We start from the raw sequence: 17,611 nt of genomic DNA, 5'->3' as shown, positions 1-17,611 counted from the left end.
CCCACAGGGAGAGGGGAACAAGAGGCTCACTCTCCCACAGGGAGAGGGGAACAAGAGGCTCACTCTCCCACGGGGAGAGGGGTACCATTGACCTCTCCCGTGGGGAGAGGTCGGCGAGCGAAGCGAGACGGGTGAGGGGATTCATTGCTTGGTGAAACAAGGCAACTTGTGGGGAAAGCCCCCCCTCACCCCTAACCCCTCTCCCACAGGGAGAGGGGAACAAGAGGCTCACTCTCCCACAGGGAGCCAAGTAGGGTCGGTCTTGACCCACCACTCATCGGACTTTGTGCCCCCTTGGACAGGTGAGGACAACGTGCCTACTTCTCCTCCCCCGCGATCGTGACGGTGAGCGTGGGGGGCATCGCGGTGGGGTGGTACTTGTTGGCGAAGCCGTGAACCAGGCACTGGGAAGGGCCAGTCGTGTCGCGGACGAGTAGGAAAGTGCCGATGCCGTTGGTATCGCGGTTGAGGAATTCGACGAGTTCGGGCCCCTCGATGCTGAAGGCGCCATGTTGCACGTTGCGTGGGACGACGAACGTTCCGAGTTTGACGACCTTCTCGGGGTCGACGCCGGCGCCGCCGGGACCGTTGCCGGGAGCGTTGTCCCAGCGCAGCGCGTCCTCGTTCCAACCGTCGAGCGATTCATCGACGAGTCCGTAGACCGAGAAGATCGAATCGGGCATCGTCGCGGCGAATCCGTAGCCACTCGGCTGCGCGGTCAGTGTCAAGCGAGCGTCACGTAGATCGAGCCCCTCGAGCGACGACAGATCCAGCCCGACATACCCCTTGCGAAGGTAGGCGTTCTTGCGCTTGTCGTTCCCATCGTTCTTGATGAGCAGCAGGATATCGGAGGTGTGGTCGGTCCGCTCTCCCGACTGAACGTACGCGTCCTTTCCCTTCCCTTGGGCGCTGGTGATCCTGACCTGATAAGTGCCGTCCTGCTTGCGGACGGTCTTCCCCTTGTGGTCGCGCCCCGTCTCACCGACCTCCTCGCCATCCTTGAGCTCGATCTCGGTCAAGGTCGCGGCGTCGACATGAACACCCTTGCCGGTGACCATGCGTTTCTTCTCGCCGGTGGCGCGATGCTCGACATCGACGATGCCGTCAAAGACGAGGACACCCGCCTCGCCGTCGGCATCGACGCTGACGCCGAACTCGGTGCCGTGATCGATGAGCTTGGCCTTGGGCGTATCGACGACGAATCCCTTGGCCTGCGGAGGCACATTGGCCAGCAGTCGTCCGGAGTGAAGCACGCACGCCATGGAGGAGATGATCTCGAGTTCCGCCGGCGCTTCGAGCGCCACCTCGGCGCCACTGTCGAAACGGACCCGGGCCAGTCCCTCGGCGAGATGCAGTCGCCCCGCCGTCAGCCGAGCCCCTTCAACGGTCGAGACGGTCGCCGAGTCCCACTTGCAGCCGTTGGCGACCACCAACTCCGCCACCGTGCTCGTGCCGGGAACGGTCGTCTTCTGGCCGCTGGGACCACTGAGCGTCATCACCACTCCCAGCAGGAGTCCGAACGCGAGCATCGCGGCATAGGAGGCCCCGCGTTTGAGCATCCGTTGCCGGAACGGGGGCGTTTCGCGCTCCTCGTCCTCGTCGCCGAAGGGCTCGTTGGCCACGGCGCGCAATGTCGCGGTCGCGTCGGGCTTGGCACCATCGAAGACGGGACTGGCGCCCATCCACCAAAGCATGGAGGCATTCTGGTGCATGTACTCGACGTAGAGCCGGCGAACGGCGCGATCCCCGAGAACGCGTTGTTCCAGGGTCTCGGCCTGTTCGGGGGTGAGCCGGTCTTCGATCACCGCGTCGAACAGCTCATACAGGTCGTCTAGTTCTTCGGGCTTCATGAGGTCCTCGCCTCCGCGGAGAGCGTTCGCGAAACGCATTCGTGGAGAGTTCGTCTGATTCTGCTGAGTACGCGATAGAGCGCCCCGACGGTTCGTCCAACTTGATCGGCGATCGCTTCGATGGACGAGCCATCAGAATAGCGGAGTTGCACGATCCGCCGATGCGGAGGCTGGAGTTTGTCGATGCAGCCGGCCAACGCGTGGTGCCGCTCCTCGAGTTCGTCGGCCATCAACTCGGCCTCCTCGGCGACGACCTCCATGAACTCGGTGCTCAGTTGGAGCCGGTCGCGTTGCCTGCGTTTACGATAGGCAAGCACCTGGTGGAACGCGACCTTGCACGCCCACGCCGGAAAGTTGGTGCCAAGCTCGAAGCGGTCAAACTCCCGCCAGATGACCATGTTGGTCTCTTGGATGATATCCTCGGCATCGCCCCAACTGGGGACCAGGCTCATCACGTACATCGCGATGCGGCGCTGGTGCTGGCCGAGCAAACGCACGTATTCCTCGGCACGGTCGGGAGCCGAGTCACGTTCGCTCTCGCGGCGATCGACCGCGGGATCGGTCTCCTGCTTGTCGTTGGGCTCCATACCACCTCCTACCAGGAGTAGTTCTTGCGTACTCGCTTTTGGACGCCGAATCGCTCCCACCGGCTGGGCGGACGAAAGTTCGGAAATCTCAACCCTATAAATTGATTGTACTTCGGTCGAATCCCCTGGATAGTGTGTCCAAAGCGACGCAGCCGTGGACTCTAGAGGGTATTAGCGGCAACAGCCGTCCCACCCTGCTCTTTCCAAACAGACCGGGAGAATCGCATGAGGCCTGGCCTGCCCATCGTCGCGAGCTTGTTTTTGCTCTTCGGAGCCCTGCCCTCGCTCGCCGCCGACATGAATCCCGCCGATGTCGAGTTCTTCGAGAAGAAGATCCGACCGGTTCTCGCCGAGCACTGCTACTCGTGCCACGCGGCCGACTCCAAGACCGTGATGGGCGGGTTGCTCCTCGACGCGGCCGAACCGATGCTCACTGGCGGCGACTCAGGGCCCGCGGTGGTTCCCGGAAAGCCAAAAGAGAGCCTACTGCTCGACGCGCTTCGTCACGAATCGTTCGAAATGCCCCCGACCGAGAAACTTCCCGAACAAGTCATCGCCGACTTCGAGAAGTGGATCGCCAAGGGTGCCCTCGACCCGCGCAAGGGAAAATTCGCCCACAAACGTCCCCGTTCGGGCATCGATGTCGAGCAAGGCCGCAAGTTCTGGGCCTTTCAACATCCCCAGCGAACCGCCCCGCCCAGCACGAAGAACAAGGCCTGGCCGCGCGGCACCATCGACCGCCATATCCTGGCGAAGCTCGAAGCCGAGGGCGTCGCCCCTTCCCAAGAGACCGATCGTCGCGGCCTGCTGCGTCGGGCCAGCTACGCACTGACCGGCCTTCCCCCGACGCCGACGGAGACCCGAGCGTTTCTCGAGGACGACAAGCCCGACGCGTTCGCTCGGGCGATTGACCGCTTGATGGCCTCGCCCCGCTTCGGAGAACGCTGGGGCCGCCACTGGTTGGACATCGCCCGCTACGCCGATTCGACGGGCCTCGACCAGAACCTAACTTATTTCAACGCCTGGCGTTACCGCGACTATGTGGTCGACGCCTTCAACGACGACAAGCCCTACGATCAGTTCATCCTCGAGCAGATTGCCGGCGACTTGCTCGACGCCCAGACGCCCGAGGAGCGCGACGAAAAGGTGATCGCGACCGGCTACCTGGTCCTCGGACCGAAGGTCGCCGCCGAACGCGACAAAGAAAAGCTTCGGATGGACGCGGTCGACGAACAGATCGAGACCATCAGCAAGTCGATCCTCGGGCTGACGGTCTCTTGTGCCCGCTGCCACGATCACAAGTTCGACCCGATCGCGATGAACGACTACTACGCACTGGCGGGGATCCTTCGCAGCACCCGGACGATCGACGGCATCAAGCAGAACAATCAATACGTCTCGGGTTGGATGCTCCGGCCCCTCGGCCCCGAGGGCGACCAACAGTACGAACTCGCCAAGGCCGACGTCAAGAAGATCAAGGATCTGAGCAAGAAGGTCAGCAAGGTCAAGAAATCGCTCAAAAAGCTCCAAGATCAGGCGAAAAAGGCCGCTTCCGAGACGAAAACGGACCAAAAAGCGTCCGGAAAGGACCAAGAGTCGACCGAAAACGCCCCAACGACGACCGCCGCGAAGAAGAAAAAGTCCCCCACACTCGATGAGAAGATCGCCGAGGCGACCGCTCAACTGAAGAAGCTCGAATCCTCTCTCGCTGAAGTCAACAAGACCAAGACGCCCATGCCGCCGCTCGCGATGGCGGTTCGCGACGAGGACAACATCGAGGACATCGCCCTCTGCATTCGCGGCAATCACAAACGCCGAGGCGAGGTCGTTCCGCGAGGCTTCGTCGAAGTCGCGTGCAACGCGACGCCGGTGCTCCCCAGTCATCAGAGCGGTCGCCGGGAACTCGCCGAATGGCTCGCCAGCGAGGAGAATCCGCTGACCGCCCGCGTGATGGCCAATCGGATCTGGCATCACCTCTTCGGCTCGGGACTGGTTCGCACCGTCGACAATTTCGGCGAACTCGGCGAACGGCCCAGCCACCCGGAACTACTCGACTACCTCGCGACCCGTTTCGTGGAAGAGGGCTGGTCGGTCAAGAGCCTCATCCGAGAGATCATGCTCAGCCGTACCTACGCCCTGAGCACCGAAGCCCCGGGAGACTGCATCGAACTCGATCCCGACAATCGGTTCTTCGGCCGGGCCAACCGCCGCCGGCTCGATGCCGAAGCGGTGCGTGACACCTTGTTGGCACTAGGCGGCGAGCTCGACCTGACGATGAACGGCTCGACCATCGACGGCTTCAAGGAAGTCGCCCTTGACAACAACGCGAAGCTCCCCAGTTTTACGAAGCACCGCCGCCGGAGCGTCTACCTCCCGATCATCCGCAACGGCTTGCCGGAGGCCCTCGAGACCTTCGATGTCGCCAACCCGAACGTCTCCACCGGCAAGCGGGGATCGACCACCGTCGTGACCCAGGCTCTCTTCATGGTCAACAGTCCGTGGGTCGCGTCGCTCTCGGAGTCGCTCGCCGAGTCGCTGCTCGCGAATGGGGCGATCGACGAGCGGTCGCGAGTCCGCGAAGCATATGAACGGGTCCTCAACCGACTGCCGACCGAGGACGAGGAAGGCCGCTGCCTAGCTTATCTTGCGGAGTGGGCCGATCCGGAGCATCCCAAGAAGACCGACGACGCGGTCCGCCGTGAAGGGTGGACCACCTTCTGCCAGGCCCTCTTCTCCTCGAGCGAGTTTCGCTTCGTGGAGTAAGGGACAGGTGGCTCATCGCGTGATCAGTGTACCCAACGAGTTTGAAAAGAAGCACCGAGGGAGAGACGACGCATGAATCCGCTCCAGGAAACTCCCCTGTCCCGCCGCAATCTCCTCAAACGGGCGGGCTGCGGTTTCGGTTACTTGGCGCTGGCCGATCTCCTCTCCCAACGGAGCTTCGGCGCCGCGGCCACATCGCCCTTGGCGGAGAAGGCCCCGCACCATCCTCCGCGAGCCAAGCGAATCATCTTCCTCTTCATGCACGGCGGGCCGAGTCAGGTCGACAGCTTCGACTACAAACCGCTTCTCGAAAAAGAACATGGCAAGAACGCCTCCTTCAAGCAGGTCGAACTCGCCAGCGTCGGCGCCACCAGCAAGGTCATGAAGTCACCCTGGACCTTCAAGCGACACGGTGAAAGCGGCATTTGGGCCTCGGATCTCTTTCCGCACACCGTCAAGCACATCGATGACTTGTGCCTGATCAACAGCATGCACACCGAGGGGCAGTCCCACGGCCAAGCGGTCCTGAACCTCCACACCGGCTCGGATATCTTCACGCGTCCCTCGGTCGGCTCGTGGATCACCTACGGGCTCGGCACCGAGAACCAGGACCTTCCCGGTTTCATCACCATCAGCCCTCCCACCAGCCACGGCGGCGTGCAGAACTACGGCACCGCCTTTCTCCCGGCCGCGTACCAGGGCACCGCGATTGGGAGCGCCGGCACGCCGGTCGCTCAAGCGGGGATCCGCAACGTCGTCAACAAAGCTCTTTCCCGCGCTCAGCAGCGCAAGCAGCTCGATTTGATCCAGTCGCTCAACCGCAGCCACGCCGAGCGGGCCAAGGAGGATAGCCGGCTCGATGCGGTCATCGAGTCCTACGAGCTCGCCTTCCGCATGCAGACGACCGCTCCCGACGTCCTCGACATGAGTGGCGAGTCGAAGGAGACGCTCGCTCTCTACGGCATCGACCAAAAGGAGACCGCCGAATACGGTCGCCAGTGCCTCCTCGCCCGCCGTTTCGCGGAGTCGGGTGTCCGCTACATCCAGGTCTCGACGAAGATGGTTTGGGACCAGCACGGCAACCTCGAGTCGGGTCACCGCAAGAACGCCCTGAGCGTCGACAAGCCGATCGGCGGATTGCTCGAGGATCTCAAACGGCGCGGCCTGCTCGACGACACCCTGGTCCTTTGGGGTGGTGAGTTCGGCCGAACCCCCTTGGCCCAAGGCTCCAATGGTCGCGATCACTGCCCGCAGGGTTTCACGATGTGGCTCGCCGGCGCCGGCGTGAAGAAAGGCCACGTCCACGGCAAGACCGACGAGTACGGCTACTACGCCATTGAGGACAAGGTCCACATGCACGACCTTCACGCCACCCTGCTCTGGCTCCTCGGGCTCGATCACGAACGGCTCACCTACCGCCACGCCGGCCGCGACTTCCGCCTCACCGACGTCCACGGCCGCATCGTGAACGAGATCTTCGCTTAGCCCATTCCGGGCATGCCAAAGGTATGCCGGAATTCCGACCGCGGAGAGCGTGAACCGATCAAGCATGCCAAAGGTATGCCGGAACTCCGACCGCGGAGAGCGTGAACCGAAGAAGCATGCCGAAGGTATGCCGGAATTCCGACCGCGGAGGGCGTGAACCGATCAAGCATGCCGTAGGTATGCCGGAACTCGACCGCGGAGAGCGTGAACCGAAGAAGCATGCCGAAGGTATGCGACAACACAGCCCAGCGTCGCGCCAGCGCACGCTGGGTCACCGACCATCCAATTCTCCCAAACCCCGAAGCGGGTTTGACAAGCGGCCGATAACGCATCACCCCCAACGGGTCGAACTCTTTCAGAGTTCGGAACTCGTCGCCCCGGTGACCCAAGGTGCGCTGCGCGACCTTGGGCTGTGTTGTCTAACGGCGTTGCCGTAGGAACCAATCAAGCATGCCGAAGGTATGCCGGAACTCGACCGCAGAGAGCGTGAACCGAAGAAGCATGCCAAAGGTATGCCGGAATTCCGACCGCGGAGGGCGTGAACCGATCAAGCATGCCGTAGGTATGCCGGAACTCGACCGCGGAGAGCGTGAACCGATCAAGCATGCCGTAGGTATGCGACAACACAGCCCAGCGTCGCGCCAGCGCACGCTGGGTCACCGACCATCCAATTCTCCCAAACCCCGAAGCGGGTTTGACATGCGGCCGACAACGCATCACCCCCAACGGGTCGAACTCTTTCAGAGTTCGGGACTCGTCGCCCCGGTGACCCAAGGTGCGCTGCGCGACCTTGGGCTGTGTTGTCTAACGGCGTTGCCGTAGGAACCGATCAAGCATGCCGTAGGTATGCCGGAACTCCGACCGCGGAGAGCGTGAACCGAGCAAGCATGCCAAAGGTATGCCGGAATTCCGACCGCGGAGAGCGTGAACCGAAGAAGCATGCCGAAGGTATGCGACAACACAGGTGACCCAAGGTGCGCTGCGCGACCTTGGGCTATGTTGTCTAACGGCGTTGCCGTAGGAACCGAAGAAGCATGCCGAAGGTATGCCGGGCCACACAGTGACCCAAGGTGCGCTGCGCGACCTTGGGCTGTGTTGTCTAACGGCGTTGCCGTAGGAACACTCAGGAACCGCCCCGATCCCGACTTCTCCCCGCCAACGCATAGCGCACAAACCGCAAATCGCGGGCCAAACGGACACGTCGAATCGTTGCCATGTGCCGAACAGATCGTTGCGATCACGCGGAGTCGTTATTGACACGCCTTCGGGTGCGCGGCTAGGGTGTCGAGGTGACGATTCCAACCCTGACTCCCCCCTGCCGGATCGATGCACCCACGATGACTCGACGCCTTCTCCTTCTCGCGGTCTTCCTCACGACCGGTGCCCCGCTCTTCGCCGCCGAGTGGCACGTCAACAATGAAACGGGAAACAACAGCGGCGTCGGCGATAAGGAGCATCCCTTCTTGTCGCTGCAAAAGGCGATCGCTTCGGCGGCCGACGGCGACGTTATTCACCTCCACCCGGCAGGTGCCGTCTATCGCCAAGCGGGCTCGTTTCGCGGCAAGTTCGGCATCACGATCGAGGGCAACGGCGTCACGCTCGACGGGGCAATCACCCTGCCCAACGATGGCTGGGAAGAACTCGGCGACGGCCTCTACCGGCGAAAGCTGCCTCGAACGCGCTACGACCGGCACCTGCTCATAATCGATGGACACGCCGAGCGAATGGGACGCACCGCGAGCAACAGCAAGACGAAAGCCTTTCCCGAACCCTCCCAGCTCCAGCCCGGCCAGTTCCGCTTCCAGACCATCGACGAGAAGAGCGGCTGGCTCTACGTTCGCGGGACGCCCGACAAGCTCGAGTGGGCGACGCGGGTCAACGGGATCGCGACGAGCGGAACCTGTCGCCGGCTCGTGGTGCGGAACCTCAACACCCGCCACTTCCTCAACGACGGCTTCAACATTCACGGCGATGCCCGCGAACTCCATTTCGAGAACATTGAGGGCTACGACTGCTTCGACGAGGGCTTCTCCGCCCACGATACCTGCGAGTGTACCATCAACGGCGGTCGTTTCTTCGGCAGCGAGCACGGCATCGCCGACGTCAATCAAGCGGAGACGATTTATCGGAACTGCGTCTTCACCGACAACGTCAACGTCGATGCCCTGCTCATCGGCAAGGCCCATTCGCTTATCGATTGCCAGATCGTCAACACGACGTCGGCCGCCGCCCTGATCGCGGGGCCTCGGACCAAGGGAATGCCCTTCACGCTACGGCTCGAGCGGGTGGCGATCGCGACCGACAAACCGTCCGGCCAAGCGGCGATTCGCATCGACGGGGGATCGTTGACCTTCGGAGCGTGTACGTTCGACAACGTGGTGATGGATCTCAAAAACACGACGCCCACGCCAGGGATGTAGCTCATGACCCAGCGTGCGCTGTCGCGACGCTGGGCTGTGTTGTCGCATGCCTTCGGCATGCTTTCTTCGGTTCCCTACGGCAACGCCGTGAAACGGTGACCGTGGGGATAGGGTGACCCAGTGGGCACTGGCGCGACGCGTTTGTACCCTTCTTTGGTTCCCTACGGCAACGCCGTTAAAGTACACAGCCCAAGGTCGCGCAGCGCACCTTGGGTAGGCGTGGCGATGAATTCCGAACTCTGAAAGAGTTCGACCCGTAACGCGACACGCGAGCCTGATCGCGATGGCGGACGTCGTTCTCCCTCCTACAATCAAGCAGCATGGGCTATCGCAACACCGCAGCATGCGTTCGGGATCTCGAGCAGCACGGGCACTTGGTCCGCGTCGATGCCGAGGTCGATCCGTTTCTCGAGGTCGCCGAGATCCAGCGCCGCGTCTACGAAGCGCAAGGCCCAGCTCTGCTCTTCACTAGGCCGAAAGGATGTCGCTTTCCCCTTGTCAGCAACCTCTTCGGTACCCTTGAGCGGGCGGAGTTTATCTTTCGCGATACCCTCGAGCGCGTCCGGCGGCTGGTCGAACTCAAGGTCGATCCGACCAACTTCGGCCGACGTCCCTGGCGCTACCTCGGGCTGCCGCTGACCGGCTGGAACACGCTGCCGAAGCGGATGAGCAAGGGACCGGTCCTCGCCAACAAGATCCACCTCTCGGACCTTCCCGCGATCACGTCGTGGCCCCGCGATGGCGGACCCTTCGTGACCCTGCCGCAGGTCTACACCGAGGATCCGCGTCGCCCCGGCACCGGCAAGTCGAACCTGGGGATGTACCGCGTCCAGATTTCCGGTAGCGACTACGCGCCCGACAAGCAGATCGGGTTGCACTACCAGATTCACCGGGGCATCGGCGTCCACCACGCCGCGGCGATCAAGAAAGGCCAACCGCTGCGGGTGAACATCTTCGTCGGCGGCCCACCAGCGATGTCGGTCGCGGCGGTGATGCCCCTTCCCGAGGGACTTCCCGAACTCTCCTTCGCGGGAGCACTCGGTGGACGGCGACTTCGCATCGTGCGGCGCAGCGCCGAGCCGGCCATCGCGGCCGATGCCGACTTCTGCATCACCGGTTGGATCGACCCCGACAAATTGCTTCCCGAAGGCCCCTTCGGCGACCACCTCGGCTACTACAGCTTGGCCCACGACTTCCCGGTGCTCAACGTCGACGGCGTCTACCACCGCGACGACGCGATCTGGCCTTTCACCGTCGTTGGTCGGCCACCGCAGGAAGACACGACCTTTGGCAAGTTCATCCACGAGCTGACCGGCCCGGTCATCCCGACGGTCGTTCATGGCGTTCATGCCGTGCATGCCGTCGACGAGGCGGGCGTTCATCCGCTGCTGCTAGCGATTGGCAGCGAGCGTTACGTCCCCTATGCCGAGCGGAAGCGTCCGCAGGAGTTGCTGACGTGCGCCAACGCGATCCTGGGCCAGGGTCAGCTCTCGCTTGCGAAATTCCTGCTGATCGTCGCGAACGAGGACGACCCGGAACTCGACATCAGCGACATCCCCGCCTTCTTCCGGCATCTTCTCGAACGGATCGACTGGGCGTTCGATCTCCATTTTCAGACCTCGACGACGATCGACACGCTCGACTATTCGGGCTCGGGCTTCAACGAGGGGTCGAAGCTGGTGATGGCGGCGGTCGGTCCGGCTCGGCGAGTCCTTCCCAAGGAGATCCCGAGCGATTGTTCGCTGCCGGAGGACTTCGAGGAACCTCGGCTTTGTTTGCCCGGCATTCTCGCGATCAAGTCGCCGCCCTACGCCGACGATGCCGGGGAGTACGAGGAATCGCTGATCCGGTTCACCGAATCGCTCGATGCTCGGCATCCGATCAACGCGTTCCCGCTCGTCGTGCTGGTCGACGACAGTGAGTTCACCGCCAGGACGGTGCGAAACTTCCTGTGGGTGACCTTCACGCGGGCCAATCCAGCGGCGGACATCCATGGGATCGAATCGTTCTGCGTGCAGAAACACTGGGGCTGCCACGGCTCGCTGGTGATCGATGCCCGGCTCAAGCCGCACCATGCCCCGCCGTTGATCGAGGATCCGGAGGTCACCAAACGTGTGGATGCCCTCGCCGCTGCCGGCGGCCCCCTCCACGGGATCTTTTGACCAGGCTTCCAACCGGCAGGAAATTTTCCAGCCGCATGAGGACCAACGGGAGAATTTCCAGTCGAGAAGCCTCCCATCGAGCTCGAACCAGAGTCATCCGCCCATCTCGGTGCCGATTGACGCACGTTCGACTCCGGCAAGATCGCCCTATCCTGCTTGCTACAAATAGGTTGCAGTCGCTCGCCCGTTTCGGGAGAATGGTGGTTTGGGTGGCGGCAGCTTTTTGGAATGGCTGTTGCTACTCTAGGTAGATCCGACAGGCAGGAACGTGGCAGACCATTCGGACCAGTCTCGGATTGGCAAGCTCGTCGCCAACCATTGCCAGAGGGTACTTCGCCATTTGCAAGGTAGGTCTTCACCGCATGCCCACGCAAACGTGAGCATGGTACCCAGGGAAGATCGACAAAGGCGACACCGCCGCGGTGGTTGAACGAACGGACGATTCGAGACGCGGGATTCATCGAAGGTCGAGCCGGCATGGTGCCAACTGCCAGGGAAGAAAACGCATCTCATGGGAAGGGGAAACGATGAAGCAGCATCGTCAGTTGCATCGTGCACGCCGCCGGGGGTTCACCCTCGTCGAGCTACTCGTGGTCATCAGCATCATCGGGATCTTGGCCTCGCTGATTCTGCCAGGCATCATGGGCGCCCGCCGCGCCGCCCGCCGTGCTCAGTGTCTCAACAACATGCGTAACGTCGGCACCGCGATGCTCGCGTTCGTTTCGCAGAACAACAAGTTCCCCCCGAGTGGATATTGGAATCCGAGTGGTGTGGGCAACTGGACCGCCAATGGTGCCGCCTCGGACCTTTCGGCCGCGACCATCGGTGGATCAGCACAGGATCTGTCCTCCCAAACGACAGGCATGAAGTATTCGTGGGTAGTACCACTTCTGCCGTTCATTGATCGTTCTGACATTTTCGATCAATGGGACTTTTCAGCGGCCGCGGGGCTCGGTGCTTACAATAACAACGTGGTAACCTCCGCCCAAACGGTCCACCACGCCGAGCTTGCTTCCAATGCGATGAAGGTTCTGGTCTGTCCGGAAGACATTAGCGCATTGGCTGGAGAAGGAAACCTTAGCTACGTCGTCAACGGCGGCTACAACTACCCAACTCCCTACCACACGGCAGCAGGTGCTGGCACACTCGACACCTCAATGGCAGGTGGCATCGAAGCCATGCGAGACTTGCAGCGATCAGGGCTGATGTTTCTTTCCACAACGAGTGAAGATACGTCGACACCTCAGGCAAACTTCCGTCACACGCTGTCCACCGTTAGGGATGGTACGTCGACAACGGTGATGCTGTCCGAGAACGTCAACACAGGACCCGATGGCCTGACAAATTTTGTCAAGAATTGGGCCTGTCCTCATCCCAACGTCACATCATTCTTCGTGAACCCTATTGCGATCAACGTCACGTCTAGTGGTACCGCCAACTCAACGCTGGACATCACTGCCGCCAACAGCAAGGGATCTCTAGCGCCTCCCGTAGATAGCGGCACGACTGGAATCGAAGGTGGCATTAACGGCAGCACCAGTGGAGTCAATGAAGGCGAACATCCCTATCCCAATAGCCTGCATCCGGGCGGAGTTCACTTCGTTTTCTGCGATGGATCCACGCGGTTCATCAACGACTCCATTGCTGGAACGGTGTTCGCACAAATCATGAGTCCCGATGGTGGGCGAATGAGTACAAGCAACCGGCAAGCCCCCATCAACGAAGACGACATCGACTAAGATTGCCAGCTTCTTCCTCGAACAACCACCAAGCCCTCCCCTACTCGGGAGGGCTTTTCTCTTGCGCGGAGGGGTCGTAGTCGGCGCCGAGGTGCTCGGGAACGCCCAGAAGCTTCGGATCCTTCGTCTGCTCGTGGGGAATCTCGGGGAGGGGACGCCAGTCGAACCACTCCTCGATCGACATCTTCCCAGGGACCGGAATCATCACGTTCCCGGTGACGTACGTCGGTCCCATCCAGAGTTCCGACGCCGCGTCGAGCTTCCCCTGGGTGACGACCAGTTCGTACTCAACCCCGTAATGATGCGTCCCCGAGATCTGCGTGTCGGCGTTGCCTTTGTAAACGTGAATCAGCCCCTTTAGCGGGTCGGCGTCGCCCGACGCGGGAAGGTCGATCGGATAGTCGGCCAACCAACGCTCACCCTCGACCGCCGTGCGAAACGGAACCGGAGCGATCGTCGCGTCGGCGATCTCCGTCCCCTCGGGCAAGTCGGTCAAATAGGCCTGCTCCATCACCTCCTTGGAAAAGAGCGCCGGAGTCGCGAAGGGCGAACGCTCGATCTCCACGCGAACGAAGAGCCGCTGCCCCGGTTCGATTCGGTCTCCGAGGCCGAGCTTGCGCTTGTCTTGATCGAGAAGCGAAAGGTGAAAGGTCGCGGTTCGGTAGAAGCCGTTGTTGAAGAGTTTCTCGTTGCGCTCGTCGTTGCCCCGATAGTACGTCCCGCCGAGACGTTTCGGGTGATGAGGACGAATCGGCTTCCCCTCGTCGCCCACGACATCTTCGGCCGTCGGGCTTGTCGCGAGGCGGCGCTGCTTGAGCCTCTTCTCCTGGGTCGCAAGTCGCTCGTGCAATTCGGCCAGATAAGTCGTCGTTGTCAGGAGCGTCATCAACAGCACCACGATCCAGAGATGCGACGGACCGAAGTGCGCGATGGTTCTGGAAAGCGACGAGGGAGCTTCGTTTGTCGTGGCCTTTTGTCGACGACGGGTCCGGACGGCGATCCAGTAGAGGATGAGAAAGGGGAGCACGATCGCCAGCGGCAGCCGAAGATGGTGCTCAAAAAAGGGCACGAACGCGTCAAAAGTCTTCCAGAACCCCTTGTCCTTGTCGGCGTGAATCGACTGCGGCGCGTCGCTTGTCGACGTCGGCCAAGGCGCCCCTTCCGCGATCCAGGCCTCCAGCGTCGCGATCTGCACTTGGGAGAGCTTCGGCCCCTCGGGCGGCATGATGATGTTCCGGTCAGCCGCGGAGACTCGGCGAATCAGCTCGTTCTCGTCAAGCGGCATCTTCAGCAACGACTTGCCGGAGTCTCCCCCGCGCGCCGCGTAGGCCCGTCGATCGAGCCGGAGTCCGCCCTTGGCTTCGCTCGGGCCATGACAGGAGACGCAATGCGCTTGGAGAATCGGTTCAACCCGCGTCCGAAAGTCGACCGGAAGCTTCGCGGGCTCGGCGGTTTGGCCAAGCGCTTTCGTCCCCAGCGCAAGCAGCGCGCACCATGCGACGAGCACTGGTCCCGCCGCGAGTCCTCGCAGGCGCCGGCCACCGTGTCTCTGCTCGCTTCGGAGCCGAACCCGTGCCCTCGGTCTCATCCTCGGTTCCAAGAGATCCCCAAGCGTTTCATCTTGTTGTAGATGCTCTTCTCGTCGATTCCGAGCGTTCGAGCGGCCTGCTTTTTGTTCCCCTCGGCCCACTCGAGCGTTTCGACAATCGCTTGTCGCTCGATCTCTTCCAGTGTTCGCCCCGCGAGACGGCCTCCCTCCCCTGGCGGGGCTGACACGACGTCGGCCGCGAAGCCCAAGTCGTCGACGTCGATCTCCCGGTCGGTCGCGAACGCCGTCGCTCGCTCCAGGACGTTTTCAAGTTCGCGCACGTTCCCGGGCCAACGATGCTGGACCAGCTTTTCCCTCGCTCCCTCGCGAAGAACGAACGGATCCTGTCCCCGCTTCCCGGCGATGCGACGCAGGATATGATCGCATAAGAGAGGCACGTCTTCAGGTCTTTCTCGGAGCGGCGGAACAGTGATCGGCAACACATTGAGCCTGAAATAGAGATCCTGCCGAAACGCACCCGCGGCGACTTTCGATTCGAGATCTTGATGGGTCGCGGCGATCACCCGAACATCGACCTTGCGCCGTTTGCCTCCTCCAATCGGCTCGACGATCCGATCCTGGAGAAAAGCCAGCAGTTTCGGCTGCAATTCGAGCGGCAGATCGCCAATCTCGTCGAGAAAGAGCGTGCCGCCATCGGCCATGTCGGCCCGTCCGGGTCGATCGGCGACCGCTCCGGTGAAGGCCCCGCGGACGTGGCCGAAGAGTTCCGCCTCGATCAGTTCCCGTGGCAACGCTCCACAGTTGACCACCACGAAGGGCTGTGATCCTCGCGGGCCATGCTGATGGATGAAACGGGCGATGGTCGTCTTTCCGGTCCCACTCTCGCCCGTGATCAGGACCGTCGCGTCGATGGGGACGATTTTCTCGATCTGTTCGAAGAGCGTTCGGGACGCGGCCGAGTCGCCGCCGATGATCTCCGCCGGCATCGACCCACCGACGACTTCCTTGAGTTGGCGGTTCTCCTGCGTGAGCCTCGCCGAACGGCGCGCTTGAGCGACATGCACCAGGAGTTCCTCGGGATCGACCGGCTTGGTGACGTAGTCGAAGGCTCCTTCCTTCATCGCCGCCACCGCGTCGCGAACCTCGCTGAACTGGGAAATGACGAGGACGGGGAGATCGGGACAGTGGCGTTGCGCGTGGCGGAGACAGTCGAGCCCCGAAACCCTGGGCATCTGAAGATCGATGAGGGCGACCGCGAGATCGGTGGTCAAATGGGCGGTCGCCTCGGCGCCGTCGGCGGCCTCGATGACCTGGTAGCCTGCCGCCTCAAGGTGTCGACAGAGCAAGCGCCTTGTCACGGCGTCGTCATCGGCAACAAGAACGACAGCCTCTCCGTTACCGACTCGGCCCGCTTGGCTCATCGACGTTCAATTCTCCGACATGACATGCGATCGCCGTCCCATCCCCGGAGCGATCTCGCGCCGGTCGATCGAGAACGGGGCCTAAAGAGACATGCGGCCCGTTTGTTCCCCACCGACCCTTGCGGGTGGGAGCGATTCCACGGGTACTCAAAAGAGTTCGTTGATGGCGTGGACGCCGTAGTCAACGACGGGAAATGGCCTGGCTTGGGGACCGGGGAGCAGGGTCTCGAGATCAACGCCCAGGCTCTTGAAGACGGTCGCGACGACTTCCGCCGGCTCGACGGGTCGTTCCACGGGGTAGCCGCCGATTTCGTCGGACTTGCCAACAACGCGTCCCCCTTGGATGCCGCCGCCCGCGAACGAGACGGTCCAACACTGAGGCCAATGGTCACGTCCCCCGGCGGGATTGATCTTCGGAGTTCGGCCGAACTCCGCCAGGGACGCCACCATCGTCTTTTCGAGCAAACCCCGTTCCGAGAGGTCCTCGATGAGCGCCGAATAACCCTGATCGTACATCGGGGCGACTTGCTCCTTCATCCCCTCGATCGAGGTGAAGGGAGCCGATCCGTGGATGTCCCACGTGATCTCGTTGAAGACGGTCAGGAAGGTGTTGACGGTGACAAAGCGAACGCCCGCCTCGACGAGCCGGCGCGAGAGGAGGCAACACTGCCCGAATCGATTGCGGCCGTAGCGATCCCGAACCGACTCAGGCTCCTGCGCGAGGTCGAACGCGGCGCGGGCCCGCTCGGACGTCATCAAGCGGTAGGCCGACGCAAAGTTGCTATCCATCAGCTTCGCTTCTTCGCTGGTCTCGAAATTGCGGACCGTTTCGTCAACGACTTGACGCAGCTTGCGACGCCGCTTGAGCCGAACGTCCCCGATCTCCTTGGGTGGCAAAAGGTCGGGAACCTGGAAGTTCGGCTTCGACGGATCGGACATCAACGCGAACGGATCGTGCCTTTTGCCCAGGAAACCCGCATCTTGCCCATGCGGCAGATTGCCGCCCGTGCGCCCCATCGGCTCGGGGAGCACGATGTGCGTCGGGAGATCAGTCCTCGGCCCGTAGAGAAAATCGAGCACGCAGCCGACGTGCGGCGAATTGATCCCTCCGGAGAAGAGCCGCCCGGTTTGCATCATCTGGTGCCCGGTGTCGTGCACCGCGGGAGCCGTGTGGTAGCAGGAGCGAACCAGGGAAACTTTGTCGGCGATCTTCGCCATTCGCGGGAGAATCTCGCTGACTTGGTAGGCCGAGGCCGACGTGTCGATCGGCTTGAAGGGCCCGCGAACCTCTTCGGGGGCTTCAGGCTTCATGTCCCACGTGTCGAGGTGGCTGGGAGCGCCGAGGTTGAAGATCATGATCGCCGAACGCTCATCGTCCGGCTTGGCGACAGCGCCCTGGGCCTCCATCGCGAGAAACTGAGGCAGCGTCAGCCCGATCGAACCCAGCATGCCGACCTGGAGAAAGTCGCGTCTCGTGACGCCGGAACAGGTAACGGCCTCACCACGTCCCATGAAGCGATACATGTGCTTACCTCAGTGTCGAAGATTCAATGCGCTGTGAAATCGTTGAGGAATGCCGCAGGCAGGTCGGGTCACTTCGAGTTGGCGGACGCTCCCGCGCAACGGCGCACCGCT

At 62.2% G+C, this 17,611-nt stretch carries 10 protein-coding genes; 5 read left to right on the top strand and 5 right to left on the bottom strand.

Going from position 1 to position 17,611, the window contains the following annotated elements; all coding sequences use genetic code 11:
• Window positions 1–317 precede the first annotated feature (317 nt).
• Window positions 318–1,850 carry a FecR domain-containing protein gene (locus tag Pan216_RS12360; protein WP_419193579.1) on the bottom strand — a complete coding sequence of 511 codons (1,533 nt, stop codon included), beginning with the start codon at window positions 1,848–1,850 and terminating at the stop codon, window positions 318–320.
• The gene (locus Pan216_RS12355; RefSeq protein ID WP_145258288.1) at window positions 1,847–2,437 is read right to left on the bottom strand and encodes a sigma-70 family RNA polymerase sigma factor; all 591 of its coding nucleotides are present in this window, start codon (window positions 2,435–2,437) and stop codon (window positions 1,847–1,849) included. Before Pan216_RS12355 ends, Pan216_RS12360 begins: the two co-directional genes overlap by 4 nt.
• A gap of 225 nt (window positions 2,438–2,662) precedes the next feature.
• Between Pan216_RS12355 and Pan216_RS12350 the strand changes: the two genes are divergently transcribed.
• The 5 genes from Pan216_RS12350 to Pan216_RS12330 all read left to right on the top strand — a co-directional run bounded on the left by Pan216_RS12350 (window position 2,663) and on the right by Pan216_RS12330 (window position 13,006).
• A complete protein-coding gene (locus tag Pan216_RS12350; RefSeq protein ID WP_145258287.1) occupies window positions 2,663–5,200 on the top strand; it encodes a PSD1 and planctomycete cytochrome C domain-containing protein in 2,538 nt (845 codons plus the stop codon).
• Window positions 5,201–5,272: 72 nt separating this feature from the next.
• Entirely contained in the window at window positions 5,273–6,685 is a 1,413-nt protein-coding gene (locus Pan216_RS12345; protein ID WP_145258286.1) for a DUF1501 domain-containing protein, read from the top strand.
• 1,337 nt (window positions 6,686–8,022) lie between these two features.
• Window positions 8,023–9,105 carry a hypothetical protein gene (locus tag Pan216_RS12340; RefSeq protein WP_145258285.1) on the top strand — a complete coding sequence of 361 codons (1,083 nt, stop codon included), beginning with the start codon at window positions 8,023–8,025 and terminating at the stop codon, window positions 9,103–9,105.
• Window positions 9,106–9,425: 320 nt separating this feature from the next.
• Complete coding sequence (locus Pan216_RS12335) at window positions 9,426–11,267, top strand: UbiD family decarboxylase (RefSeq protein WP_145258284.1); 1,842 nt, start codon at window positions 9,426–9,428, stop codon at window positions 11,265–11,267.
• Between the two features lie 527 nt (window positions 11,268–11,794).
• Window positions 11,795–13,006 carry a DUF1559 family PulG-like putative transporter gene (locus Pan216_RS12330; RefSeq protein WP_145258283.1) on the top strand — a complete coding sequence of 404 codons (1,212 nt, stop codon included), beginning with the start codon at window positions 11,795–11,797 and terminating at the stop codon, window positions 13,004–13,006.
• Window positions 13,007–13,046: 40 nt separating this feature from the next.
• Here the strand turns inward: Pan216_RS12330 and Pan216_RS12325 are convergent, their stop codons facing one another.
• The 3 genes from Pan216_RS12325 to Pan216_RS12315 all read right to left on the bottom strand — a co-directional run bounded on the left by Pan216_RS12325 (window position 13,047) and on the right by Pan216_RS12315 (window position 17,500).
• On the bottom strand, window positions 13,047–14,513 hold the full coding sequence (locus tag Pan216_RS12325; RefSeq protein WP_419193578.1) for a c-type cytochrome domain-containing protein: 1,467 nt from the start codon (window positions 14,511–14,513) through the stop codon (window positions 13,047–13,049).
• A gap of 77 nt (window positions 14,514–14,590) precedes the next feature.
• The gene (locus tag Pan216_RS12320; protein ID WP_145258281.1) at window positions 14,591–15,976 is read right to left on the bottom strand and encodes a sigma-54-dependent transcriptional regulator; all 1,386 of its coding nucleotides are present in this window, start codon (window positions 15,974–15,976) and stop codon (window positions 14,591–14,593) included.
• A 147-nt stretch (window positions 15,977–16,123) separates the two neighbouring features.
• Window positions 16,124–17,500 (bottom strand): DUF1501 domain-containing protein, encoded by a 1,377-nt coding sequence (locus Pan216_RS12315; protein ID WP_145258280.1) that lies wholly within the window; start codon window positions 17,498–17,500, stop codon window positions 16,124–16,126.
• Between the last annotated feature and the right edge of the window lie 111 nt (window positions 17,501–17,611).

It is taken from the genome of Kolteria novifilia, from assembly GCA_007748055.1.
Classification (GTDB): Bacteria; Planctomycetota; Planctomycetia; order Kolteriales; family Kolteriaceae; genus Kolteria; species Kolteria novifilia.
Note: the sequence above shows the minus strand (reverse complement) of the source record. Positions and strands in the feature narration are given on the sequence as shown.